The sequence below is a fragment of the Arthrobacter sp. HY1533 genome (assembly GCF_027568515.1).
GTDB lineage: Bacteria > Actinomycetota > Actinomycetes > Actinomycetales > Micrococcaceae > Specibacter.
The window spans coordinates 151,982-175,076 of the sequence record NZ_JANKZF010000005.1; the positions used below are offsets into that span (position 1 = coordinate 151,982).

The window sequence follows — 23,095 nt, forward strand, 5'->3', positions numbered from 1 at the left end:
TTTCAAGGTAAAGGCCGGATAAATCGTGTTGGGAATCGTTGGAGACCTCGTGGAAGATGTCATCGTGTGGCTGGGGGAACCCATCAGGCACGGAACTGACACCGACGTGGAAATCTTCCACACCCGCGGCGGGAGCGCTGCCAATGTTGCGGCATTCGCCACCCGCCTCGGGCCCACACGGTTTATCGGCTGCGTGGGCGAGGATGCCCTCGGCGAATCGCTCGTCAAGGGCCTGGCCGGCGACGGCATCGACGTCCGCGTGCAGCGCCGCGGCACCACGGGCACAATCGTCATCCTCATAGATCAGGACGGCGAGCGCACCATGCTGCCCTACCGCGGCGCCGCCACCTTGCTCCAGGATGTGCCGGATGAATGGCTTGACGGGCTCGAATTGCTCCACGTGCCCGGCTACACCTTCAACGGCGACCCCGTGGGCCAGGCCGTCACCGAACTCATCCGCCGCGCCCGGCAGCGGGGCATCCTGGTCTCCGTGGATGCCTCCTCCACGGGCATGCTCGAACACTACGGCGTGGACCGCTTCCTGGCCCTCATGGCGGAGCTGGCACCCGAGTTCATTATCGGCAACCAGAGCGAGTCCGAGTTCCTGGGCCTGTGCACCAAGGGCGACGCCGGCCCCAACCTTGGGATGCTGCCCGGCACCATTGTGGTGACGAAGGCAGGCGCCGACCCCACAGTGGTCCTGGGCGGCCCCGCCGGCAAGATCACCGTCCCCGTGCCGCCGGTCACCGATGTCCGCGACCTCACGGGTGCCGGAGACGCCTTTGCCGCCGGGTTCCTCTCGAAGTACCTGGCCACGCGGGACCTGGAGTCAGCATGCGTCGGCGGACACGCCAACGCCGCTCTTGTGCTCAGCTCCCCCGGCGCCTCCATGCAGCACTAGGCATCACCACCCACCAACTTCCCAACCCTCCCCGGAGCGGTGCTTTCAACCAGTAAGGGTTCCAATGACGCACCCATTGCCTACCAAAGCCATGCCAAAATCCACCAGCCCCTCCCCCGCAGCCACCGACAAGAAGGGCATCATCTCCCTGATGGTGGCCCTGCTCGCGGCCTGTGTTGCCTTCCAGCTCAACGCCAGCATGCTCAGCCCCGTGCTGGTGGTCATGGCCGGCGAACTGCACACCAATGAAGTCACCGTGGGCCTGTCCCAGACGGCCTTCTTCACCAGCACCGCCCTGTTTGGCCTGTTCCTGCCGCGCCTGAGCGACATTGTGGGCCGCCGCAAGATCCTGGTCCTGATGGTCGGGGTCATGGTGCTGGGTTCGGTGCTTGCCGCCCTCGCCCCCAACATCACAGTGCTGATCATCGCCCGCGTGATCCAGGGCATCTCCGGCGCCATCGTGCCCGTGTGCCTCATGGTGCTGCGCGCCAAGGTCAATGACGCCCGGCAGTACGGCACGCTGATGGGCGTGGTCACGGCAGTCAACGGCGGCATTGCCGGCATTGACGCCTTTGCCGGCGGGTTCCTGGCCAGCACCTTTGGCTTCCGCTCGATCTTCTGGGTCATCGCGGTGGTGGGCGTCGTCGCCGTCGTGCTTGTTGCACGCTACGTTCCGGACTCGCGTCCCTCGCAGGGCGTCAAGATGGACTGGTGGGGCGTGCTGGCCCTTGCCGTGGCCGTGCTGTTCCTGCAGAGCGCAGTGAACGAACTGGGCAAGGGTGCGGCCATGAGCCTGCCCCTGGTGCTGAGCCTGCTGGCCGGCGCCGCCGTCTCGGCAGTGGTCTTCTGGAAGATCGAGGGCGCTGTTCGCCAGCCCCTGGCCACCCCGGCACTCATGAAGAAGCGCTCCACCTGGGCCATGCTGCTGACCACCACGCTGACCATGACTGGCGTGTTTGCCACCGTGAACGGCATCGTCATGTCATTGGCACAGAACCCGGACGCTGGCTTTGGGCTCAAGGCCGACCTCGCCTCCGTGCTGCTGCTCACCCCCTACGCCCTGCTCGGCTGGCTCATGGGCCCGTTCTCGGGGCGGCTGGCCTCGACACTGGGCTACCTGACAATCCTGCGCATCGGCCTGGTCGGCAGCACTGTGGGCATCGTGGTGCTGGCGCTGGCCGGGACGCACAACCTGGCGTTCCTCATTGGCGGCACGCTGTTGCTGGGCATCACCTACGCGGGCATGGCCAACATCATGCTCAACGGGCTCGGTGTGGTGCTGTCACCGCCGGAAAACCCGGGCTTCCTGCCGGGCATGAACGCGGCCTCCTTCGGCCTCGGTGCCGGCCTGAGCTTCGCGATCATGCCGGCCATCCAGGCCAACGCCGCCGATGCCACCACCGGCTACATGATGGCCATGCTGGTCGGCGCGGCCATCACTGTCTGCGCGTTCCTGGTCTCCCTCCTGATCCCCCGGCCCACCGACGCCGGTGTTGAGGTGGCCCGCAAGTAGTACGTTCCACCTGTAGTTCCTTCCACAAAGAATCCCCCTGCCAGCATGTGCCGGCAGGGGGATTCTTGCTTGCCTGCTTCCCTAGAGGAGTTGCAGCGTGGTGAGGCAGGTGGCGTCGTCAGCGCCCTTGGTGGACACTTCCGCCGTGGCCCTCTTGCCCCCGCTGCTGATGGTCAGGGTGGCGTCGATGCCGCGCGGCAGCCACAGGCCCACAAAGCCGTTGTCGTAAGTCTTGCGGCCTCCCTCAATGAGAACCTTGCCGCTCTTGCTGTCCACGACAGTCACCTCCACGTCCTGGTTCGCCAACTCCCCCACACACGTGGTGAGGCTGTGGAAGTGGCAGCTGTGCGTCTGCTCCATATACGGGGCAACGGAAACGTAGAACTCGCCGCTGGGCATGGGCACGCTGGCTTCACGCCTTGAGGCGTCGGCCAGCACCAGCTCACCTGGGCGGATCGAGGCCATGAGGTCCGCATTGCGCCCAGCCAGTGGCGTGCTGTCCAGTTTTTCGATGATCGCCTTGGCGTCCATGCCGCCGAAGCCGAGTTCGGCCACGAGGCCCTGGTCCTGGACGGCTGTGGCCTGCGTTTCTGTCGGCGGGGGCGTTGAACAGCCCGCCAGAAGCACGACGGCGGCGAGGGCTGCGGCAAGCCTCGTGGAACGGCGGGCACGGGTGTTGCTGAAGTTCATGATGGTTTCTTTTCTGCTTCGTTGTCAGCGGTGCGATCTGGGTGCGTGGGAGCCGAAACGCGGTTGGCGTTTGGGCCCTGCCCATCACGTGCGGCTGATGCAGAGAAGGTGGAGCGAGGGTGCCCGTGGCCGGATTGCCGTTGACGCCGGGGCCTCGGGCCCCGCGCGCACCGGCACTGACCTGCTGCCTGCCACCACGGCTGGCTGGAACAGGGAAGGAGAGGTGGGGTGGGTGGACACCATGCAGCCCGCGGCCATGAGGTGGTCCGGAGGGCAGCCGGCGCAGGCCGTACCCGCAGGCCCTGGTTCAGGGGAGGCGGCCGCTGCCTGCTGGGCCGCGCCCAGGTGTGCTGCACCCGGGTGGGCCGTGGCGCTTGGGTGCGTGCCGGCGTCGTGCATGGCCATGGCGTTGGCAGGAATTGAGTGCATGGCCAGCATTGAGGCAATCAGCACGGCCGCCAGAAGTCCGGCGAGCACAAAGCGGGAGGCGGGCCCGGACCTGCCCCCGGCGCGGCTTGCTGGAGTTGGCAACATGTCCCACCAGTCTACTAAGCCCGCGTGGCCGGACCATTCGCGCACAACCGCACCTTTCGCCCACAACCGTGGGCAGAACCCCTCGGGCAAGCGCGGAAGGTGCGGTCATCCGCCCGGGCTACGCCTGCGCGGCGCTGACGTAGCTGCCGGGGACGCCCGACGGCCGTGCCTCAGTGGTCACGTAGCTGCCTGCGCGGGCCGGGCGGGCCGCATCCGAGGTGACGTAGCTGCCAACTGGCCCGGTGCGCGGGGCCCGGGTGGTGACGTAGCTGCCGCCGAGGGGCTGGTGGGCCGTGGACCCTCCACCGTTGGAATCGTTGGCCTGGAAGTGGCGGACCTGGGGGCTGAAAAGGGTGTTCATCATAAAAATCTCCGAAGGGTTGCGGACGGAAGGCGCGACGGATCGCGCCACGTGGTTGTTTGTGGCGGAGGCGCGGTGGGGCGCCGCCTGTATCGTTGGGCTGCCTGCGCAGCAGGTTATGCGGAAGCCGTGGCTTCCTGGCAGGTGGAGCAGAGGCCCCAGAAGGTGACCTCGGCCGTGCGGATGGCGAAGCCGTTCGTGTTCGACGGCGTCAGGCAGGGGCTTTCGCCGACGGCGCAGTCCACGTCCTCAACGGCCTTGCAGCCAAGGCAGACCAGGTGGTGGTGGTTGTCGCCCACCCTGGCTTCGTAGAGTGCTGGCGAACCCGCGGGCTCAATCTTGCGCACGAGTCCGGCCGTGACAAGTGCTGAGAGCACGCCGTAGACCGCCTGCAGCGAAGTCTTGGGCAGTGCCGCGGACACTGATGAAAAGACGGTCTCTGCATCGAAGTGCCCATGCCCGGAAAGGACTCCGAGGACCGCAAGGCGTGGTGCTGTCACCTTGAGCTGCGCCGACCTGAGCCGGCCCTCGAGGGTGTCCCGCTGCATGTCCTGTGCCATGCCTCAATTCTAGCAGTTGTTTTGAATTACTAAAATTAACTGACCGGTGGTTTTGATCACCAGGCGCCTGCGCCGAGGGTTCCCGTGTTGTCCCGCCGGTTCGCACTATGCTCGATCCATGCCTGCAGAATCGTCCTTGCCACCAGTCCGCGCAAGGAGCCTCGTGTTCGCCTCCGTTGTAGCCTCGCTGGGGTTGTTGCGCCGGCGGCTCCTGCTGGTGGTTGTCGCAACCATTGCAACGCAGGGCGTCTACGTTTGGGCTGTGCAGCCCCTGCTGCTGGCCCTTTTCCAGGGCGCCCTCTCTGCTGCCGGTGTGGATGGGCTCAGCCAGGCCAGCCTGCCGGGCCTTCTCTCCAGTCCTTTGGCCATTCTTGCCCTGGTTCTGCTGGCACTTGTGGCAACGTTTTTCGCGCTGCTGGAGATCAGTGTCTTCACTGTCATTGCGCAGATTTGCCGTCGGGGCGGCACGCCGACCCTTCCCTCCATTCTCGGCGGCCTGGCCGGGATCGGAAGGAAGGTGGCGGGCTGGCAATTCCTCCTTTTCGCCGGCTATGCCCTCCTCATCCTTCCCCTGTCCCACATTGGGGTGGGACCCGCCTTGGCATCGCACATTGCCATACCGGAATTCGTGAGCGGCGAAATCACCAAGACCCTCCCGGGGGCTGTGGGCTACGCGCTTGCTGTGGCCGCGCTGGTCTATCTCGGCCTGCGGCTGGCCGCCACTGCCGCAGTGCTTGGCAGCAGCCAGGAAAGCGTTCTTGGCGTCATGCGCCAAAGCATGGACCTCACCAGGCGCACACAGCTCTACATTGCCGCGGTGCTGGTCTTGGTGGGCGTTGTGGCCGCTGTGGTGTTCTTCGCCGTGGCCCTCATCGGGACCGTGCCGGTGGCGCTGTCCGCAAGCGACGCCACGGCAACGAGCGTCGCCGGCAGCATGCTGGCAGTCTTGAAGCTGGTGCAATTCATCGGCACAGGGATCGCAGCGGCATTTCTGGCATTCTTCTTCGTGGCACTGCTCCATGGCGGACGCCAGGTGCCCACGTTCGGCGGGCCGGTAAGGGACCGGACGTCCCGCATGGCGGCAGCGACAGTCCTGGTTCTCTTCGTCCTGCTCGGCACGCCTCCCACCGTCTTCGCATCAATGGCCCCACAGCCGTCGGAGCGCCCTCTCGTCATCGCGCACCGCGGCTACACAGCCGGCGGGGTCGAGAACACCCTGGGGTCATTGCGTGCGGCGGCCGCCGCGGGGGCCGACATGGTGGAAATGGACATCCAGGAGACCTCCGACCAGCGGTTCGTGGTCATCCATGATGCCGGCCTGCAACGCCTGGCCGGCGATCCGCGCAGCGTGTTCGAACTCCCCCAGGCAGAATTGGCGGGGATCCAGGTCAGCCAGGACGGGTTCAGCGACCATATCCCCACGCTCGAGCAATACCTCCAGCTCGCCGATGAACTGGGGATCCGCGTGCTGGTTGAAGTGAAGCCGCACGGGCACGAGGCCCCCGGGTTCACCCAGCGGGTGGTTGCCACCCTGGCCAAGCTGGACAGCAGCAGAAAACACATGGTGCAGTCCCTCGATGCGGGCATTGTGGCAGGGATTGTCAGCCAGGATCCCTCCCGGCAGGCCATCCTTGTGACCGGCTTCCAGATCGGCAACGCCCCGCGAACCCCTGCAGCCGGAGTTGCCATCGAGGACTGGTCCTACTCGGACCAAATGCTGGTCCGGCTCCACGATGAAGGCAAGAAGCTGTTCGTCTGGACCATCAACGACCCCGCACTCATCAGGGACTACATGGGCAGGGGCGTGGACGGCATCATCACCGACAACGTTGCCGGCGCCATCACCACCCGCCAGCTTTCCGAATCCATCACCAACCCTGTGTCCCGGTACCTGGAAAGTGCCACGTGGCAGATCCAGCCGCGGTAGTCCGCTGTCGCGAAGTCAGTCTGGGGCCTTTCGGGATACAGTTCACAGATGAACCAACTTGGCATGTTCGCGGACAAGCCCACGCTGGAGAATGGCCGGGCCAGGCTTCGCCCGTTCACTCCGGCCGACATTGAGGCGATGGGACCCATCCTGGCCGATCCTGAGGTGCTGAGGCTGACCGGCTCGGTCCACACCTCGGAAGAGGCAAATGCCAGCCCGCCCCGCCTGGATCCGGCCACAAGGCAGTGGTACGAGACCAGGGCCGATCAATCTGACCGCCTGGACCTCGCCATCGTCGACCCGGCCACGGACAGCTGTGTTGGTGAGGCGGTGCTCAATGACCTGGATGCAGCCAATGGTTCATGCAATTTCCGGATTCTGATCGGTGACGCCGGACGCGATCGTGGAATTGGCTCGGCGGCCATCAGGCTGCTCCGCGACCACGCGTTCGGCACCACCGGCCTGAACAGGATTGAGCTGGAGGTGTATGCGTTCAATCCAAGGGCCCGCCACGTCTATGAGCGATGCGGATTCATCTTCGAGGGGCTGCGGCGCTCCGCCCACAAGTTCGACGGCGAGTACATCGACGCGATCATGATGTCGATGCTCCGCTCGGATTGGGAGTCCGCCAAGAGTCCGGATTGAGCCTGGCCCCGGAGTCGGGTGCCACTGGCCCATTTGGTGGAGCTAAGGAGATTCGAACTCCTGACCTCTTCTTCAAATGGTCATGTTTTTAACGGTTTTTGAAATTACCTAAAAACCCCTAGAATCCGCGGAGAAATGAGGGTTTCGATAGCTTTAGAAGACCTTTCAGCAACGCCATTTTTTGGGCCAAAACGTGGCGCTTCCGTGTAGATTAGTCCGAATCAAGCTACTACTTCCTAAAACGTTAGTCTGACTTCGAAACCACGTCCAAGGAGAGCCTAGAAACATCACGATTTGCCCAAGGAGAACATCGTGGATCAGTAACAGGCGAGTTCCATGCTGTAGTGGAGTCCATGATCAAACACTATTTTGGCAACTTCCACCTGCTAGTAGAAGCCGATGAGCAGGCACGCCGTGCAGCAGACGCTGGTTGGGAGACAGCCCGTTGGACATTCTGGCTCACCATTGGAACGTTCCTACTAGTTGCAGGGGCTGTAGCAGCAGCCATTTTTGCTTGGAAGACGTGGACCGCAACGAGAGACCAGCTCACTAACTCCAACGAGCAACTAGCAATGGCTCGCCAGGCTGAAAAGCAAAGTGAAGCATCTAACGTCTCGGCTTGGCCTCAAATGGAAACCAATGGAGATATATCCATTACGATTCGAAACGGAAATGGTGGCCCTGTTTATGACGTCACTTGCCAAGTTCTAGCTAAGTTAAGCCCGCTTATTCCGCTACCGAGTGACGTGATTCATAGGTGGCATATGGTGGCGCTCCTACCGTCGGCATCACTCCTCAGCAGGGACGTAAGCTTCACCGTCTACGCCGCGGATCATGCGAACGCGTCGACAGACCATTCTGGAACTCGCCGAACTCAAGATCCATCGACTCCAGCAACAATGGATACGGCCAAGAGTTGGCGTCTCTGGGACGGCGACCCCGACAGTACCGGGTTGTCGTTGAATCTCAATTTTCGTGATTCGTCTGGAGTGCGGTGGCAACGAGACTGGAACGGTTGTCTCACTCAACAAGACAAGTAACCACTCCAACCCCCCAGCAGGTGGGCGGCGGCGTGTCCTATGACTGGATGTATGAGCCTTCCATGGGAAGATGCTGTTGTTGGAGAATCGAGAATTGCGGCAGAAGGAACGTGTTCACATGACCGTGCGTGAGTGGGCGGGAACAGAGTGGCAAGATTTCTGCATTGAATTGCTTAGAATCCGCTACGACAACCACAACCTCGTGGAAGTGCCTGACCGTCATAACGGTGATCTCGGCTTGGAGGCGTTCACTCATGACGGCGTAGCTTTCCAGTGCTACGCCGCACAGGAACCACTAAGTACGGCTACACTCTACGAGCATCAACGTGACAAACTCACGACCGATCTTTCAAAGTTACGGAAGAATCAGTCGAAACTAGAACGAATGTTCAATCAAACCGAGATCCGAAGATACGTTTTTCTCGTACATCGCCATGACTCCAAGGAATTGGTCATCCATGCCCAGACAAAGGCCACGGAAGTCAGAACATGGGGATTGTCATTTATCGGCGCGGACTTCGCGATCACAGTTGAAACGGATGACAATTACGCCCAGGAACGGGACAGAATGTCCTCAATTCCGGCCCAAATGGTGCAAACTGCGCCTGTCGACCACCAGGTGCTTTCTGATTGGGAGCTTGTAAACCCAGACCTACTTCAAGATGGTCGCAGAAAACTAACCAATATTGGCATGCGCGGGAGTCACCTAGACAATTATCTCGCACAGTTGTCAGGTATGTACCTTCGGGGTGAAAACGCACTGGCGGACCTAAGGGCCAAATACCCTTCCGCCTGGTCAGCAATCTCCAAGCTCAAGACCGACAAGGAATCTATGCTCTCCCTAGCCTATCCTCCTGACTCAATGACAAGCGGGGCACAGGTTTCGCAAGTTGCGATCGAGCTAGCAAGGGAAATTGCCCGGGATGGAGGCATCCCTGACCGGCTTGCAACAGAGTTTTCCTGGTGCATGATTGCGGACTGGATTCTTCGTTGTCCACTAGATTTTCCGGAATCAGCATGAATGACATCGAAGCCATGCAGGAACTATTTGCCTCTGCACCACCAGCAGTCTTCAGCCGGCGCAATGACGCGATTCCAGGAGATCTGCGAATTGCATGGCGGCTGTGCGTCTTGTCCATTGTGCTGCAGCGATTCAGAGCCAATAAGTCATCGCTAGAGAATCTGCACACCATGTGGTGGGCTATTAGATCAGATGACACCAGACAGTTACTTCTAAGATGGCTCGAAGATGACAAGAGACCCGATGAAATTATAGTTCGATTCGATCCATCTTTGTCAGCGACAGTTGATCTGGCACTCGGGTCTGGACTCGTGTATAGAGCAAACACCGGCGCCATCGTTCTGCAGCCCTCCGGATTGGCTCTCGCTAATGAAATTTGGGTCGAAGATAATGTTCTCGTCGAAGAAAAGAAATTTCTTTCCAAGCTACCTCGAAACCTAACTCAGCGTGGACTTAAGGAACTGACAGAATGGAAATGAAACCTCGGCTCATACTGAGAGCTGTTCGTTTAGATGTTCACACTGCAGAGGGTAACGTCGGCAGGACAGTTACCTTTCAGCGCGGCCTGAATATACTTCGAGCCGGAAACACGAGTGGAAAATCAACCACAGTTCAAGCCATCATCTATGCCCTTGGCCTAGAAGGCATGCTCAGTCCCAAACGCGAAGTTCCACTGCCACACTCAATGACGGACCGAGTGACAGTCGACGGGGTTGACCAACTCGTAATTTCGTCATCAGTTTCACTTGAGTTTGAAAACGCGTCAGGCGCAATCGTGACCGCTACACGACAAGTAAAAATCACTGACGTGGATAGCTCGGTAATCAGCGTCGAGTTCGGCCCAGGAATTACTGAACCAACCGACTATCCAACGAGTGATTATTTCGTACGCAGACCTGGCGCCGCCCAACGAGAGAGTGGATTCCATCACTATCTCTCCAATTTCCTCGGATGGAAACTCCCCCAAGTGGCATATATGGATGGCAGTGAGAAGCCTCTGTACAGCGAGTGTATTTTTCCATTTTTTTATGTCGAACAAAAACATGGATGGTCGGGGTTGCCACCCAGAATACCTACGTACTTTGGAATTCGAGAAGTAGAAAAACGGTCTTTTGAATACATTCTAGATCTCGATGTTTTCCAAAGAACCCTGCTGCGTCAGCGCCTGAAATCAAATATGTTGGAAATAGAATCTGCTTGGCAAGTGTCCGTATCAGCACTAAATGTAACGGCTCGGGCAGCCGGCGTGACAGTTCGCAATGAACCCCGCCGAGTATCCGACTATTTGAATACAAATGCCCCTATATTCACTGCCTTAGCGGCCGGCGAATGGATCCCCGTGGATGTTGCTCTAGACCGAATTCGACGAGCCCTACACGAGCAAGACCAGAATCATGTGAAGACTGCTGAGGAAGTCGCCCCAGAACTCGAGGCGGATCTGCAGGTCGCGGAAGACTCGCTCCGTTTGACCTTGTCCACGCTCACAATCCTTATCGAAGAACGGGTCGTGTTGGCTGAACAAAAACGGCAGCTTGACTTGCGATTGGATGCACTGAACGAAGACCTTCAGCGGCACAAGGACGCCTCCATGTTGGTACGCCTTGGCGCAAAACATCTGAAGCTACTCGCCGTAGACCACATCTGCCCAACCTGCCACCAAGATGTAGCCGATGGAATGGACATCTCCAGGCATGTGATGACAACGGAAGAAAATATCGCTTTTATCGAACGGCAACGTAATACGTTTTTCGCTACAAGTGCCGATACAGCCCGATCAATTCAGTCGCTTCATGATCGAGAAAAAGACTTGCGATTGACACTTTCAACGCTCCGCCGTCAAGTGAGGCAGATCAAAGACACCCTAACCGGCCCCAGCGGTGCGCCATCCATTGCTGAAATTTCGAATCGCGCGGCACTTCAGGATCAATTGGATAGGCTGGTGGCAAATGAGAGAACACTTGAACAACACAGAGAGGCACTCCAAGCCCTGGCAGTCAGTCACAGGGAGCAGGCTTTATTGCTCGCAGGCGTCGCCAATTCAACACTTTCAGATAATGATAACCGAAAGCTGAACAGTGTTGAGCAGCATCTCCGTCGGCAGCTCCATCGCTATCAATTTGATTCCTTACGTCCGGAAGATGTAGAAATTAATCGTGAGACATATCGCCCCAGCCACGAGGGTTACGAGTTAGGATTCGATATTTCTGCCAGCGACATGATTCGCGTCATCTGGTCCTATCTAATATCTGTCCTTCGTGTCGGCGAAGAGCATGATGGAAATCATCTGGGCTTACTAATATTCGACGAGCCGAAGCAGCAAGAAACCGCTCAGGATAGCTACCGCCAACTACTCCAGGAAGCTGCCGAGCAGGGCCAACGCGGGTCGCAAATCATAATTGCCACAAGCGAGGATATTGAGTCACTAACGGAAATGCTTAGGGGCACATATTACAAGTTGATTCACATTCCTGAAGGGGAGAAGATACTTACTCCAGTCCGAAAAGCAGACTAGCTGGATTTAGTATACGAACAGACCCCTTCTTCCACTATGTTGGCAACTGTCTATTTGATCGTCATCTAATTGATAGCGACACGATATTCCTCTGAGTTAATTATTCTTGGTGATGTTTTCTGGGTCGACCATTGGTGTATTCAAAGCTGGGTGGCGGCGACAACTGTGAAACCTACTCTAGTCTTTCGAGGTGTCCAGATGCCTGCAAAGAGAACTAAGCGTCAGGGCTGACTCAATATCTTGAGGATCCTGCTCATCGATGATTGGTAGTTGTCTTCTACGGTCGTGTACCGCCTTCAAACAGGACAATTCATCGCGTCACTTGGTTTCTGCCAATTCGCGTCGAGACCGCCTAAGTCCATGACGATCCGTCCTCCGTTCAAGGCACGCAATTTCAGACCACCAAACGTCAGCCATGCCGGTCCACGCTGCCACTATTGAAGAAGGGGCCTTCCGCTGGCTCAGTCCCGTGCTGCCCATTTCTGCACACGTCTTGCATCTAGGCGGCGACCACAACCTCTGCCCCAGTTCCATGCTGTCTACCTCGCCCGCTATGACGGTTCTCGAGCCCCATAAATACCACCGTCCCATTCCTTGCCCAGCAGCCTGCTGCGCACAGAATAAGACGTGGAGCACCAAATCAATGGCCAGCACCGCACGCTGGCACAGCAGGCACAGCAGGCACAGCAGGCAGTCCGGCAGCGTTCCAGAGGCATCACTAGTCCCAACTGCGGGCGCGGCCAAGCCAACTCGGGCCAAGTTCAAAGCGATCCGTTTCCGTGTCGCTGGACCCAAAATAGGTAAGGAAAAACCCCTCCGACCGGGCGTTTGGCCTAGTCGGAGGGGGTCATTGAAGTGGAGCTAAGGAGATTCGAACTCCTGACCTCTTCGATGCGAACGAAGCGCGCTACCAACTGCGCCATAGCCCCATGGCGATACGTGCACCGCCATTTTTTACAGCGTAAACCCGCAGCCGCCCGGATTCCAAAACCCGGCCCGCGTGTTGCGAAAGCTGCCGTCAGGCTCCCGCGCGGACCTTAAGCCAGGCACCAAATGTTTCCTGCCCCACGGCGTGTTCCGGCACCAGGTTCTTGCCAGCCCGAAGGAACGCGCCGAAGGATCCTGGCAGGGGCATGGCCGCCACAACGGCTCCGCTGCCGGTTGCGGCCTTCCATTCCAGTGCCAGTTCCTTCATGGTCTTGGCCTCGGGGCCACCAACAATGACGCTTCGGGACGCGCCGCGTCCGTCCCCACCTGGCTGGGCTTCCTCCACGAGCGTCCTGGCCACATCCGCCGTCGAAACGGGCTGGAATGAGACGCCGTTGAATGCCGGGATGACACCCACCTTTGCCCCGGTGCCGAAGACCCCTGCCACCAGGTTGTGGAACTGCGTGGCGTACACAACCGAGGTGGCCATGGAGGACTTCTCGTAGCTCAAAGCCCGGGCCGCCTGGGCCTGGTAGTAGCCCATGGGGCACTCCCCCGCCCGCACAATGGTGAGCAGGACGCAACGCCGCACCCCGGCCTGGGCCGCGGCCGCAAGCACAGCAACCGACATGACCGGCAGCGACCGCAGGGCGGCACCGGAACGGGCGTCCATGGTTTCAATGAGGGCGTCCACACCCTCCAGGGCGGCGGCAACCCCCGCGCCGGTGCGGAAGTCGACCCGTAGGTACTCGGCACCAGGCACCCGTTTTTCGGCAGCGGGCAGGTGGCGGCTCAGCGAACGCACCCGGTGCCCGCAGGCAACGGCCTCTTCCACCACGGCCCGTCCGGCCAGTCCGGTCCCGCCGGCGACAGCAATCATCATGCGTTCACCCTACTCCGCCCCGCAAGATGGTTGCCCGTACGCCAAAGGTCCGTCGGCAGGGCAGCAAAAAGCCGGGCCCTGCGGGGCCCGGCTTTTGGCAAAAGTGTTTATGCGCGGCGGCGCTGGAGGACGTCATCCAGGTTGTTCAGCGCGTAGCTTCCGCGCTCCGAAGCCGGAACAGCAAGCTTGGCGGCCGGAGCCTTGGCCACGGCCGCTGCGCCCTCGAGTCCTTCGACATCCGGCACGGCGGCAACGCCCTCGCGGCCTGTGGCAACGCCAATGCCGGCCTGGTCGGCCTTGATGGAGGTGCCTGCGGACTTGGGCGCGGCGGGCAGGTTCAGCGGCTTCTCCAGGGAGAGCGCCTTGGCTGCCTTGACGTAGTTGGGGACGGGGACCTCAACGGGTTCCCAGGTTTCCGCTTCCAGCTCCGATTCGCCCAGGGTCTGGGTGTGCGCCAGCTTTGCGTCCGCGGTTCCCTTGGCGGCAACACGCATGGCAGCTGCGCGCAATTCCCCCGCCGTCAGCGGTTTCTGCACGGGTGCCGGCTCGGCGCCTTCGGCGCGGTCAAACAGCTCCGTCTCCCTCGGTTCCACGGCGGGAGCCTGCGAAACCGTGGCAGCCTGCTGCGCCGTCGTGCGTGCAGCAAGGCGCGCAGCCCGGCGTGCGGACTGGTCGCGAATGGCCAGAACGCGGAGGCCGCCAACCACGGCGGCAAAGATGGCCAGCGAGGTCCAGGCAACGCCTGCCGACGCCAGCGAAAAAACGCTCAGTGCCCCGGAAATGCCTGCAACAAGCAACGCAAGAAGGCCCACGAGTGCCATGGATGTGCGTCCCCAGCGAATTCTCAGGGGGTATTCAGCTGCCGAGGGCACGGCCGTTGAGGGTCCCGGCCCCACATGGGTGTGGGCGTCGGAAGTGGTGCTTTCCATTGACGTCTCCTGCAACTGCTGGATTGGCTGGGCTGGCGCTGCGTGTCCTGCCACATTTCAACCCTAGAGGGGAAACATGCCGCCTCTGGCATTACTGGCGGTGTGTCGTGAGCTAGAGGAAGAAATCAGCCAATTGGCCAGCCGCGCCGGGTCCGGCGCTTGGTCCGCAGCTTGGTCCGCAGACACCCTAGCGGCGGGCCAGCCACCGCTGCAGGACACCTTCCGGCACCTCTTCACTTGTCAGTGCGAAGCTGCGGTGGTCGGCCCAGGCGCCGTTGATGTGCAGGTAGCGCGGGCGCAGGCCCTCGTCGCGGAAGCCCAGCTTCTCCACCACGCGCAGGCTTGCAGCGTTTTCCGGGCGGATGTTGATTTCCATGCGGTGCAGGCCCAGCTGGCGGAAGCAGTGGTCGGTGGCCATGGCCACGGCCGTGGGGGCAATGCCACGCCCGGCCCGGCCCTGGTCAACCCAGTAGCCCAGCGTGGCCGACATCGCCGAACCCCACATGATCGAGGAAACCGTCAGCTGCCCCACAATCACGGGCTTTCGCTGGGACGGAACCCGTTCGGTGATGATGAACGGCAGCGCCGACGCTTCCCTGGCCTGGCGGTTCAACACCCGGACCATGCCCCCGTAGCTGGGCAGCTCGCCCTGGCTTGACGGGTTGCTGGCCTCCCACGGCTGCAGCCAGGCGGAGTTACGGGCGCGCACGCGCGTCCATTCCGCCTTGTCGCGGAGCTTGATGGGGCGCAGGACCAAATCGCCGCATTCCAAGGTCACCGGCCAGATGGCCTGCCCCCACACGAAATTAGACCTTGAGGTCGGCTGTGAACTCGCCCAGCCAGTCACGCAGGTCCGAGCCGAGCTCTTCGTTTTCGCAGGCCAAGGTGACCACTGCCTTGAGGTAGCTCAGCTTGTCGCCGGTGTCGTAGCGGCGGCCGGAGAACACCACGCCGTACACGCCGCCGCCTTCACCCTCCATGGTGGCCAGGGTCTGCAGCGCATCGGTCAGCTGGATTTCATTGCCACGGCCCGGAGGCGTGTTTTCCAGGACCTCGAACACGGCCGGGTGCAGCACGTAGCGGCCAATGACGGCCAGGTTCGACGGCGCATCCTCCACGGCGGGCTTCTCCACCAGGTGGTTGACGCGGACATAGTCCTCGCCCTCGATAACAGTCATGTCGGCGCAGCCGTAGGCGGAAATCTTGTCCTGGGGAACCTCGATGAGGGCCACGACGGAGCCGCCGGTGCGCTCCTGCACCTGGATCATGGTGGTCAGGAGTTCATCGCGCTCGTCAATGAGGTCATCACCGAGCAGCACGGCGAAGGGCTCATCGCCCACGTGGGTCTTGGCACGCAGCACTGCGTGGCCAAGTCCCTTCGGGTCGCCCTGGCGGACGTAGTGGATCTCGCCCAGGTCGGTGGCGTGCTGGACGGCGGCGAGGCGGTCCGTGTCACCCTTGTCCTGGAGCAGCTGCTCCGTGACGGGGACGCGGTCAAAGTGGTCCTCGAGTGCCCGCTTGTTGCGTCCGGTGATCATCAGGACGTCGGTCAGGCCGGCGCTGACGGCTTCCTGGACCACGTATTGAATGGCGGGCTTGTCCACCACGGGCAGCATTTCCTTGGGCATCGCCTTGGTGGCGGGGAGGAAACGGGTTCCCAAACCGGCTGCGGGGATTACCGCCTTGCGTACATGCTTTGCAGAAGTCATGCCCCAAGGGTAGCTGAACGGCTGCGGAAACCCGGGATATTGTTAGCTGCACTACATATGCACACGACATGTACGCACTGTGGACGGGACAACATGATCACGCAGGAGAAGGCCGACTGGCGCATTCGGCTGCGGGCCGCCCGGCTCGCAGCGGGCGCTGCCGCCGGAGAGGGCCGCGCCTTGGCCGTGGCCGCCCTGGCCTGGCTTGAAACGTTCGACGCCGGGCACGCGCCTTCCGCTGCCGGGTCCGGTGGCGCCCCGGCCGGCGGTTCCGTGTGCGCCTATATATCCATGGGAACCGAGCCGCCCACGGAGGATCTGCTGGGGGAACTCGCCGCTTCGGGCCGCACCGTCTACGTGCCGGTGTGCGAGGCCGGGCACCAGCTCAGCTGGGTGCGCTGGATCCCCGGGGTTGAGATGGCACGCAGCATGCTGGCACCTGTCATGGAGCCTGTGGGGCCGCGTCTGCAGTTTGGCAGCCTGGGCCCCGTTTCCGCCGTGTTCATCCCTGCGCTTGCCGTGGACGAATCGGGGGTGCGCCTGGGACAGGGCGGCGGCTACTACGACAGGTTCCTGGCGGCCACCGCACACCTTCGGGTGGCCGCCGTCGTGCATGCCCATGAGGTGCTGCCGGCCGGCACCCTCCCCCACGATCCGCTGGATGCCCCGGTGACCCACGCCCTGACCGCGGCGGGGCACCGTGCCCTGGGCTCCGCCTCGCACTGAGCCGACTGTGCCTTTGCGTCGGGAATGGATGGGCGCCCCGGGGCGTTTCACCATCGGATGGTAGAATTGGCACTTGGGACCATGGACTGCCAGCCACGCGATTGGCGGCCGCACGGTCCCAACGCATGCACCCAGGAGGAAATTTAGTGCCCACGTACGCCTACGCCTGCAAAGATTGCGGCCATGCCTTTGACATCCAGCAGTCGTTCAGTGATGACTCCCTGACCATCTGCCCGGAATGCCGCGGGGCCCTGCGCAAGAAGTTCAACTCCGTGGGCGTGGTGTTCAAGGGCAGCGGTTTCTACCGCACCGATTCCCGCTCCACCTCAAGCTCCGTCCCGGCAGCACCCGCCGCCAGCGCGGACTCCTCCCCGGCCCCGGCCAAGGCTTCCTCCAGCGCGGCCGCGTCCAAGACGCCCGCGACTGCCGGCGCAGCCAAGTAACACCCCGCCGCCTGACACGCGGCCGGCAATTCCCCCACAGCCCGGGCTGTACTGCCGGCCGTCCACAGCTGGAGCAGTCCCCCGTTATTGCGCGGATTTCAGGCCTAGCGTGGGCCCATGGGAAACAAGCGCAGACAGTCCAGGCAACCCACAGGTCCCCCGGCCTACCCCGGGCCGGCCTGGAACTCACAGTCCTGGGCCGGGCAACCCCGCAGTTCGCCCGCCGCGCGGTTGGGGCGCCTGCTCCTGAGGCGGCGAAGGCTGTTTGCGGCCCTCCTCCTTTGCGCCGCGGCAGCCATCGCCGTCCAGCAGCTCACGCCCGCCGCACTTCCCACCACCACGGTGCTGGTTGCAGCCCGCGATCTCCCCGCCGGACACATCCTCGCTGACGGCGACCTGCATCCGGCGGCAGTCAGTCCGGCCATGGTGCCCGACGGCGCCCTGCGCGGTGGCGAAGCCTCAGCGGCCGGCACGGAGGCGGCAGGGGATGCCGCGGCCCAGATTCCAGCCCAGCCTATGGCGCGGGGCCAGCTGTCCGGCCCTGTGCGGCGGGGCGAGGTGTTGACGGACGCATCCCTTCTGGGCCAGGGACTTCTGGCGGGGGCACCGCCCGGAAGCCAGGCTGTGCCGTTGCGGATCAGCGACCCCTCAACGCTTTCGCTGCTGCGCCAGGGGCAGCTGGTCACAGTGGTGCTGAGCAGCAGTGGGGCCCTCGACAGGCCCGCCACCAACCAGGTTTTGGCGGCAAGGGTTCCCGTGCTGTGGACGCCGGCGCTGGCGCCATCCGGGGGCGGGCTGCTCCCGGCAGCCCAAGAAGCGGAGGCCGTGGTCGTCGTGGCCGCATCGCCCGAACAGGCGGTGCAGCTGGCAGGGGCCATCAACCGGGGGAAGGTGTTCCTGATCCTGCTGAACTAGGACCGGGCAGAAGCTACTTTCCGGCGGCCTTGACGGCGGCGAAGTAGTTGTTGGACTGCGGCAGGTAGCACAGGGCCACGGCCAGCCCGCCCAGGCCCAGTTGTGCCACGGTGGTCCAGCCAACAGGGAAGGAGATCCCGACCAGCTGCACCAGGGTCAGGGCCACCAGCACACCGGCGGCAACCCGGGCCCAGGACCGGCCCTTGTTCATGAAGAAGGCAAACAGCAGGTAGGCGCAGACCGTGGCCAGTCCGGCCACCACCACGGTGATGACGCCCATGTTGCGCACGGACTCCACGCTGGGGACATTGCCGCTCATGGCGTCGACCTGGGCCTGGATGGCAGTGAGCCGGTCGGGCGATGCCGCATAGACAATGGCAACGACGGAGGCAAATAGCTGGACAACGGCGGCAGCAACCATCAGGCGGGCCGCGGCAACCACCTGTGCCGGAGCAGCGGGGCGCGATGCACCGGGGTTCTTGTCAACGAAGGCACCCATGCCGGGTATTTTGGGCGGAGTTGCCATGGTTTTCCCTATCCCCAGTGAGGAGGCTTGTTTTCGCGCAGCCACTCGTCGTGGCCGCGGCTGGACGGGGCGTCGCCCCAGGTGTGGTCGGCGTCATTCGGCGCAACCTTGGGCAGCAGCGGCGAGTCGGCAGCCGGGGCCGCAACCTTGGCATCCTGCCCGTCCTTGGACTCTTCCGTTGCCGGGGCTTCTTCTTCCGGAACCGCTGCCGATTCCGTGCCGTCGCCGTTCACTGCCTGCGCACCCACGGCCGCACCACCTTCGTCAATCATTTCTTCCAATTCCAATTCACCGGCAGCCGTGGCCTCCGGGGATTCGCCGCCGTCGCCAACGCTGTCAGCGCCGTCGCCGGCGTCAGCAGCCCCGGCTTCCTCAGCCTGCAGGCCGTTGCGGCGCCGTGAGCGGGGCGAGTCGATGACTGCCGTCATGGTGGTGTCGAGGGACTCCCCCATGAGGGAGGACAGGTCCGCCTCACCCGTCATGGACGGCAACCCGAGGTAGCGGCCAATCTGGTCGGCACAGCTGGACGGGTCGGTGAAGACCTCGATGGTCCACAGCGAGACGTAGCGCCATCCCATGCGCTCAAGCATTTGCGGACGCAGCCGGCTGCGCTCGCGCACGCTCATGCCCTTGTACTTGGCCGTGCCGTCGGACTCCACGGCCACTGGCGCGGGGATCTCGTGGTCTTCGCGGCCCAGCAGGGCAATGGGGTCCGGGGCTGCAGCCATGTCGAGTGCGCCGTCGTAGTGGTGCCAGACGCGGGCGCCTCGGGCGTTGAGACGGTCGGCCAGGTCGGCCACGAGCGGGTCCTCGCCGGTTTCCCGTTCGCTGTCCATGGCGCGGGTGGCGGGCGTCCCGAGCAGGGAGTTGCCGGCCAGTTCGCGGTCCAGGAGCTCAAAGAAGTCGACGGCGCCATGGCTGAGCCGGTTCTCGTCCAGGTCCTCGGGGCGGAAGCACGTCACGATGTGGATGTGCTTGCGCGCCCGTGTCATGGCAAGGGCGAACTTGGCCCGGCCGTCGGACTCCGAAAGCGGCCCGAAGCCGTGCAGTGCACGTCCGTGCGGCGTGCGGCCGTAGCCCAGGGAGAAGATGACCCGGTCGCGGACCAGTCCGGCGGCACGGTCAACCGTGACCACGCGGAAGGACTCCGGCCCGGAGGCGAAGAACTCGGAGAGCAGCGGGTGGTTGGCCATCTGCAGGCGGATGGCCTGGGCCACCCTGACAGCGTGGCGGTCGCTGGCGGTGATGACGGCCAGCGATTCACGCGGGCGCACCCGGGCGTGTTCGAATACCAGGTCCACGATCCGGTTGACCTCGGCCACCACCGATTCCACCCCGCCGTCGCCGGCGCCGGGCAGGCCCTTGCCGTCGGGCAGGTAGTCAACAGTGATGGCACGGTCCAGGCCGGTCACGGCGCGGCCGTCGGGCAGGCGCTGCAGCTGGGAGTCGTAGAAGCTGCCGCTGAGCTGGCGGACCAGGTCCTCGTCCACATCACGGTAGGAAACTGTCAACCGGTGGCGCGGCAGGATCCTGGACAGTGCCCCGAACACGCTTTCCAGCGGGTGCTGCTGAGCATCCGCGTCACCGGGGCGCGTGACGGCCACGGAGAAGCTCTTCGGGCAGGCGGTCTGCTCGTCGCCGAAGGCAACAACTTGTTCGGCGCGCGCCAGTGCGGGCAGCGCCGACTGCAGTGACGTGGACTCGGCGTCCAGGACCACGACGGCGTCGAAGCGGTAGTCGGCCGGGATGGCGGAGGGCACCACCAGGGGGCTGAGCACAAAGACCGGTGCCAGATTGCGCAGCAGGTCGGGGGCCTGGGCGCTCAGGGCGGACAGGGAGACCCGGCCGTCCGTGAGGACATTGCGCAGCATCTCACCCTGGCGGTTGCGCCCGGCCAGGATCTGCGTCCATTGCTGGGCCAGGCGCCAGCGGATCCGGGCCGGCCCGGAGGCCACGTGTGCCTGGTCGGCGAGGCGGAACTCGGCTTCGAGGCGGCGGAGGTTGTCGCCGTCGGACATGGCCAGGTACTCGTCGCCGCTGATCATGGCCTCGAGGGCGGACTGCCACCAGGCCAGTTCCAGCTCGGAACCGGTCTGCGCGGCCGGGACCTCGCGGCTGGCGAGGTCGTCCAGGAGCTCGCCGAGCCCCTGTTCGCGCATGCCCTCAAGCAACAGGGTGCGCTCGGGGAGTGTCTCCAGGGATTCCTTGGACGACACGAGCGCCTCAAGGCGGCCAATGAGCTCGGCCGCGTTGAAGTTCAGGAGGTCGCCGCCGTCCACTGTGCGTTCCAGGACGGCACCCAGGGTCTGCAGCTTTTCGCGCAGGGCCGTGTAGCTACGGTTGAGCTCGGCCAGGCCGGAGGGCACGGTGGGGTGGCGCTTGCTCGTGGCGGCCTCTGCCCACAGGGTGCTCTGTTCATTGACCAGCACCAGGGAGGCGTGCAGGTCGGCGATGTGGACGCCGGGGCGGACCAGGTCCTTGGCGTTGCGGCGGAAGCGTGCGCGCTGCAGGGCGGGCATGTCCACGCCGCGTTCACGGCGCCAGGCCGTGGTGGCCGTCGCGGCAATCATCTCGTCCGTGGGCCAGTCAAAGATGTCGGCGTTGAACTTGTCCAGGCTCTCCCGGATGGCCACGAGCATATCCAGCTGGCGGCCCCACTCGGCAAAGGAGTTGCCGTGGCGGATCTGGCCGAACTCGGCCACCTCGTGCATCTTGTCGGCAAAAACCGGCACCTGGGCGTGGAGCTGCTCGGCCAGGGCATACGCCGTCTCGGTCTCCTTGCGGGTGACCATGCGGGAGCCGTGCCATGCGCTGCTGACAGCCACCTGGCTGAAGGCGCCCAGTTCCGCGGCGCGGCGCAGCCGGCCTGTCAGCTCCTTGCGGTCCCGGATGCTGTCCAGGACGCTGCGCTTGAGCCGGACGGTGGTGGCGGGCGCCGGGTGGATGGAGGTCAGCTCGGCCAGGGACTGCATGGCCTGGTACGGCGAGCAGCCCCAGCGTTCGCGCACATTGTGCAGGCTGGAGACGTGGTCCACGAGCTGGTGGCGGTGGTCAACCAGGGTCTCGTGCAGGCTGTCAAGCTTGGGCTCGGTGGCCTTTTCATTGCGTGTGATGGCACGCACCAGCTGGGACTTGATCTGCTGCGGGCCGGTCTGGGCGCTCAGCTGGAGCAGCAGGGAGTCCAGGCCCAGCTCGGTGAAGATCTGGGCCAGCTCGTTCAGGGTGCCACGGCGTTCGCCCACCACCAGGACGCTCTTGCCGTCGTGCACCAGCTGGGCGATGGCGTTGACGGCCGTCTGCGTCTGGCCGGTTCCGGGGGGCGTGGAGACCAGCACGGAACCGCCGTCGCGGACCAGGTCCAGCACGTACTGCTGGCGGGGGTCGGCGTCGCGGACCAGGATCTCGTCCTCGGGGTGGCGGTCATCCAGCGGGGTGAAGCGCGCGGTGTCCAGTTCCAGTTCCACCGGCAGGACGTCGTCCGCGTTGTGCTTCTGCAGCAGTTCCAGCAGCTCGCTGCCCGCGGCCAGGGCCGGGTCGTTGAGGTTGTCGGCCAGGAACGCGAAGGTGGACATGACCAGGTCGTGGTCCACAGTAGCTCCGGGCAAGGGTGCCAGGAGGGCGCGCACTCGTTCCAGGACGGGGGCCGGGTCAAAGCGGGCCGTGCTGTAGGCCAGGCGTCCCAGTGCGGCGGCGTCCAGGTGGATGCCGGCCGCATCCAGGTGCTTGACCAGGGCCGGGTTGACCTGGGCCTGCTCCAGCAGCTGGAGTTCATAGTCGTCCTGGCCGGGCCGCACGGTCAGTGCAACGGCGGCCAGGAGCACGGGCGCACTGATGTCGGCGCCTGTTTCGCCGCCGGAGCCGGGACGGCCCGGCCAGCGGGCGATGCCCGCGCCGAGGTAGCCCACGTCGATTCCGCGGTCGGTGCTTAGTTCAAAGATTTTGGCCCGAAGTGCCGCGGCAGCGCGCTTGGCTGCTGCGTAGTGTTCGGGTTCGCGGACCAGGGTGGACAGGCGCGTCTTGCGGCCGGCCAGCAGCTGGGCGAGGCCCGAGGGGTGGGCATGGGTGAGGTCGATGCTGCCGTGGTGGGTCTTGGCATAGGCCAGGGCCGTGTCCGCGCCGGAGTAGGAATCCAATCCAGCAAGCCAGGTGCGGAGTTCCCATGAACTCTCATTGGGGCTTGCAACTTCGGACACGGGTGCCTTCTTCTCTGCACTTGAGCGAAACGGTCTTGACCATACTGACATGCAATTCAGGCTATCCCGCCGAGCCAGATAATGCCTCCTCGGCACACGGAAGGGCGCCAAATTAAGCCTGAACTGGCAGGCAATCGGCG

At 63.3% G+C, this 23,095-nt stretch carries 20 protein-coding genes and 1 tRNA gene; 10 read left to right on the plus strand and 11 right to left on the minus strand.

What is annotated here, in order from left to right; all coding sequences use genetic code 11:
- Window positions 1-25 precede the first annotated feature (25 nt).
- Both PCK14_RS05495 and uriT read left to right on the plus strand, forming a co-directional pair.
- On the plus strand, window positions 26-901 hold the full coding sequence (locus PCK14_RS05495; protein WP_269937467.1) for a carbohydrate kinase family protein: 876 nt from the start codon (window positions 26-28) through the stop codon (window positions 899-901).
- Between the two features lie 91 nt (window positions 902-992).
- Entirely contained in the window at window positions 993-2,414 is a 1,422-nt protein-coding gene (gene uriT / locus PCK14_RS05500; protein WP_269937468.1) for a uridine transporter UriT, read from the plus strand.
- 81 nt (window positions 2,415-2,495) lie between these two features.
- Here the strand turns inward: uriT and PCK14_RS05505 are convergent, their stop codons facing one another.
- The 4 genes from PCK14_RS05505 to PCK14_RS05520 form a co-directional block, all read right to left on the minus strand.
- Window positions 2,496-3,104, minus strand: a complete 609-nt coding sequence (locus PCK14_RS05505) for a CueP family metal-binding protein (protein ID WP_269937469.1) — start codon at window positions 3,102-3,104, stop codon at window positions 2,496-2,498.
- A gap of 84 nt (window positions 3,105-3,188) precedes the next feature.
- The gene (locus PCK14_RS05510) at window positions 3,189-3,638 is read right to left on the minus strand and encodes a hypothetical protein (RefSeq protein WP_269937470.1); all 450 of its coding nucleotides are present in this window, start codon (window positions 3,636-3,638) and stop codon (window positions 3,189-3,191) included.
- Window positions 3,639-3,756: 118 nt separating this feature from the next.
- Window positions 3,757-4,002 carry a hypothetical protein gene (locus PCK14_RS05515; protein ID WP_269937471.1) on the minus strand — a complete coding sequence of 82 codons (246 nt, stop codon included), beginning with the start codon at window positions 4,000-4,002 and terminating at the stop codon, window positions 3,757-3,759.
- Between the two features lie 113 nt (window positions 4,003-4,115).
- On the minus strand, window positions 4,116-4,559 hold the full coding sequence (locus PCK14_RS05520; protein WP_269937472.1) for a Fur family transcriptional regulator: 444 nt from the start codon (window positions 4,557-4,559) through the stop codon (window positions 4,116-4,118).
- A gap of 118 nt (window positions 4,560-4,677) precedes the next feature.
- Here PCK14_RS05520 and PCK14_RS05525 point away from each other — a divergent pair, with 118 nt between their 5' ends.
- The 5 genes from PCK14_RS05525 (at window position 4,678) to PCK14_RS05545 (ending at window position 11,704) form a co-directional block, all read left to right on the plus strand.
- Window positions 4,678-6,486: a glycerophosphodiester phosphodiesterase family protein gene (locus tag PCK14_RS05525; protein ID WP_269937473.1), complete on the plus strand. Its 1,809-nt coding sequence runs from the start codon at window positions 4,678-4,680 to the stop codon at window positions 6,484-6,486.
- A 48-nt stretch (window positions 6,487-6,534) separates the two neighbouring features.
- The gene (locus PCK14_RS05530) at window positions 6,535-7,131 is read left to right on the plus strand and encodes a GNAT family N-acetyltransferase (protein WP_269937474.1); all 597 of its coding nucleotides are present in this window, start codon (window positions 6,535-6,537) and stop codon (window positions 7,129-7,131) included.
- A 1,158-nt stretch (window positions 7,132-8,289) separates the two neighbouring features.
- Window positions 8,290-9,192, plus strand: coding sequence for a hypothetical protein (locus PCK14_RS05535; protein ID WP_269937475.1), 903 nt, complete (start codon window positions 8,290-8,292; stop codon window positions 9,190-9,192).
- Entirely contained in the window at window positions 9,189-9,671 is a 483-nt protein-coding gene (locus PCK14_RS05540; protein ID WP_269937476.1) for a hypothetical protein, read from the plus strand. Before PCK14_RS05535 ends, PCK14_RS05540 begins: the two co-directional genes overlap by 4 nt.
- Window positions 9,662-11,704, plus strand: a complete 2,043-nt coding sequence (locus tag PCK14_RS05545) for an AAA family ATPase (RefSeq protein ID WP_269937477.1) — start codon at window positions 9,662-9,664, stop codon at window positions 11,702-11,704. Before PCK14_RS05540 ends, PCK14_RS05545 begins: the two co-directional genes overlap by 10 nt.
- A gap of 856 nt (window positions 11,705-12,560) precedes the next feature.
- Here the strand turns inward: PCK14_RS05545 and PCK14_RS05550 are convergent.
- The 5 genes from PCK14_RS05550 to galU all read right to left on the minus strand — a co-directional run bounded on the left by PCK14_RS05550 (window position 12,561) and on the right by galU (window position 16,152).
- A tRNA-Ala gene (locus PCK14_RS05550) sits at window positions 12,561-12,633 on the minus strand.
- A gap of 89 nt (window positions 12,634-12,722) precedes the next feature.
- On the minus strand, window positions 12,723-13,514 hold the full coding sequence (locus PCK14_RS05555; protein ID WP_269937478.1) for an SDR family oxidoreductase: 792 nt from the start codon (window positions 13,512-13,514) through the stop codon (window positions 12,723-12,725).
- Window positions 13,515-13,621: 107 nt separating this feature from the next.
- A complete protein-coding gene (locus PCK14_RS05560) occupies window positions 13,622-14,443 on the minus strand; it encodes a hypothetical protein (protein ID WP_269937479.1) in 822 nt (273 codons plus the stop codon).
- Window positions 14,444-14,630: 187 nt separating this feature from the next.
- Complete coding sequence (locus PCK14_RS05565; protein ID WP_269937480.1) at window positions 14,631-15,245, minus strand: GNAT family N-acetyltransferase; 615 nt, start codon at window positions 15,243-15,245, stop codon at window positions 14,631-14,633.
- 4 nt (window positions 15,246-15,249) lie between these two features.
- Complete coding sequence (gene galU / locus PCK14_RS05570; RefSeq protein ID WP_269937481.1) at window positions 15,250-16,152, minus strand: UTP--glucose-1-phosphate uridylyltransferase GalU; 903 nt, start codon at window positions 16,150-16,152, stop codon at window positions 15,250-15,252.
- Between the two features lie 93 nt (window positions 16,153-16,245).
- Between galU and PCK14_RS05575 the strand changes: the two genes are divergently transcribed.
- From PCK14_RS05575 to PCK14_RS05585, 3 genes are all read left to right on the plus strand, one after another.
- Window positions 16,246-16,878: a 5-formyltetrahydrofolate cyclo-ligase gene (locus tag PCK14_RS05575; protein WP_269937482.1), complete on the plus strand. Its 633-nt coding sequence runs from the start codon at window positions 16,246-16,248 to the stop codon at window positions 16,876-16,878.
- 146 nt (window positions 16,879-17,024) lie between these two features.
- Window positions 17,025-17,321: an FmdB family zinc ribbon protein gene (locus PCK14_RS05580; protein WP_269937483.1), complete on the plus strand. Its 297-nt coding sequence runs from the start codon at window positions 17,025-17,027 to the stop codon at window positions 17,319-17,321.
- 117 nt (window positions 17,322-17,438) lie between these two features.
- On the plus strand, window positions 17,439-18,236 hold the full coding sequence (locus PCK14_RS05585) for an RcpC/CpaB family pilus assembly protein (RefSeq protein WP_269937484.1): 798 nt from the start codon (window positions 17,439-17,441) through the stop codon (window positions 18,234-18,236).
- Window positions 18,237-18,249: 13 nt separating this feature from the next.
- Here PCK14_RS05585 and PCK14_RS05590 read toward each other — a convergent pair whose 3' ends face one another.
- Together PCK14_RS05590 and PCK14_RS05595 are read right to left on the minus strand one after the other, a co-directional pair.
- Complete coding sequence (locus PCK14_RS05590; RefSeq protein WP_269937485.1) at window positions 18,250-18,762, minus strand: hypothetical protein; 513 nt, start codon at window positions 18,760-18,762, stop codon at window positions 18,250-18,252.
- 8 nt (window positions 18,763-18,770) lie between these two features.
- Window positions 18,771-23,006 carry an AAA family ATPase gene (locus PCK14_RS05595; protein WP_269937486.1) on the minus strand — a complete coding sequence of 1,412 codons (4,236 nt, stop codon included), beginning with the start codon at window positions 23,004-23,006 and terminating at the stop codon, window positions 18,771-18,773.
- Between the last annotated feature and the right edge of the window lie 89 nt (window positions 23,007-23,095).

Excerpts from the sequence above, each read along its gene's own strand:
- PCK14_RS05510 (WP_269937470.1), bottom strand. The coding sequence starts at position 3,638 with ATGTTGCCAACTCCAGCAAGCCGCGCCGGGGGCAGGTCCGGGCCCGCC.
- PCK14_RS05555 (WP_269937478.1), bottom strand. The coding sequence starts at position 13,514 with ATGATGATTGCTGTCGCCGGCGGGACCGGACTGGCCGGACGGGCCGTG.
- PCK14_RS05540 (WP_269937476.1), top strand. The coding sequence starts at position 9,189 with ATGAATGACATCGAAGCCATGCAGGAACTATTTGCCTCTGCACCACCA.
- PCK14_RS05575 (WP_269937482.1), top strand. The coding sequence starts at position 16,246 with ATGATCACGCAGGAGAAGGCCGACTGGCGCATTCGGCTGCGGGCCGCC.
- PCK14_RS05515 (WP_269937471.1), bottom strand. The coding sequence starts at position 4,002 with ATGATGAACACCCTTTTCAGCCCCCAGGTCCGCCACTTCCAGGCCAAC.
- PCK14_RS05525 (WP_269937473.1), top strand. The coding sequence starts at position 4,678 with ATGCCTGCAGAATCGTCCTTGCCACCAGTCCGCGCAAGGAGCCTCGTG.
- PCK14_RS05545 (WP_269937477.1), top strand. The coding sequence starts at position 9,662 with ATGGAAATGAAACCTCGGCTCATACTGAGAGCTGTTCGTTTAGATGTT.
- PCK14_RS05585 (WP_269937484.1), top strand. The coding sequence starts at position 17,439 with ATGGGAAACAAGCGCAGACAGTCCAGGCAACCCACAGGTCCCCCGGCC.
- PCK14_RS05530 (WP_269937474.1), top strand. The coding sequence starts at position 6,535 with ATGAACCAACTTGGCATGTTCGCGGACAAGCCCACGCTGGAGAATGGC.
- PCK14_RS05535 (WP_269937475.1), top strand. The coding sequence starts at position 8,290 with ATGACCGTGCGTGAGTGGGCGGGAACAGAGTGGCAAGATTTCTGCATT.
- PCK14_RS05595 (WP_269937486.1), bottom strand. The coding sequence starts at position 23,006 with ATGTCAGTATGGTCAAGACCGTTTCGCTCAAGTGCAGAGAAGAAGGCA.
- PCK14_RS05560 (WP_269937479.1), bottom strand. The coding sequence starts at position 14,443 with ATGGAAAGCACCACTTCCGACGCCCACACCCATGTGGGGCCGGGACCC.
- PCK14_RS05590 (WP_269937485.1), bottom strand. The coding sequence starts at position 18,762 with ATGGCAACTCCGCCCAAAATACCCGGCATGGGTGCCTTCGTTGACAAG.
- galU (WP_269937481.1), bottom strand. The coding sequence starts at position 16,152 with ATGACTTCTGCAAAGCATGTACGCAAGGCGGTAATCCCCGCAGCCGGT.
- PCK14_RS05520 (WP_269937472.1), bottom strand. The coding sequence starts at position 4,559 with ATGGCACAGGACATGCAGCGGGACACCCTCGAGGGCCGGCTCAGGTCG.
- uriT (WP_269937468.1), top strand. The coding sequence starts at position 993 with ATGCCAAAATCCACCAGCCCCTCCCCCGCAGCCACCGACAAGAAGGGC.
- PCK14_RS05505 (WP_269937469.1), bottom strand. The coding sequence starts at position 3,104 with ATGAACTTCAGCAACACCCGTGCCCGCCGTTCCACGAGGCTTGCCGCA.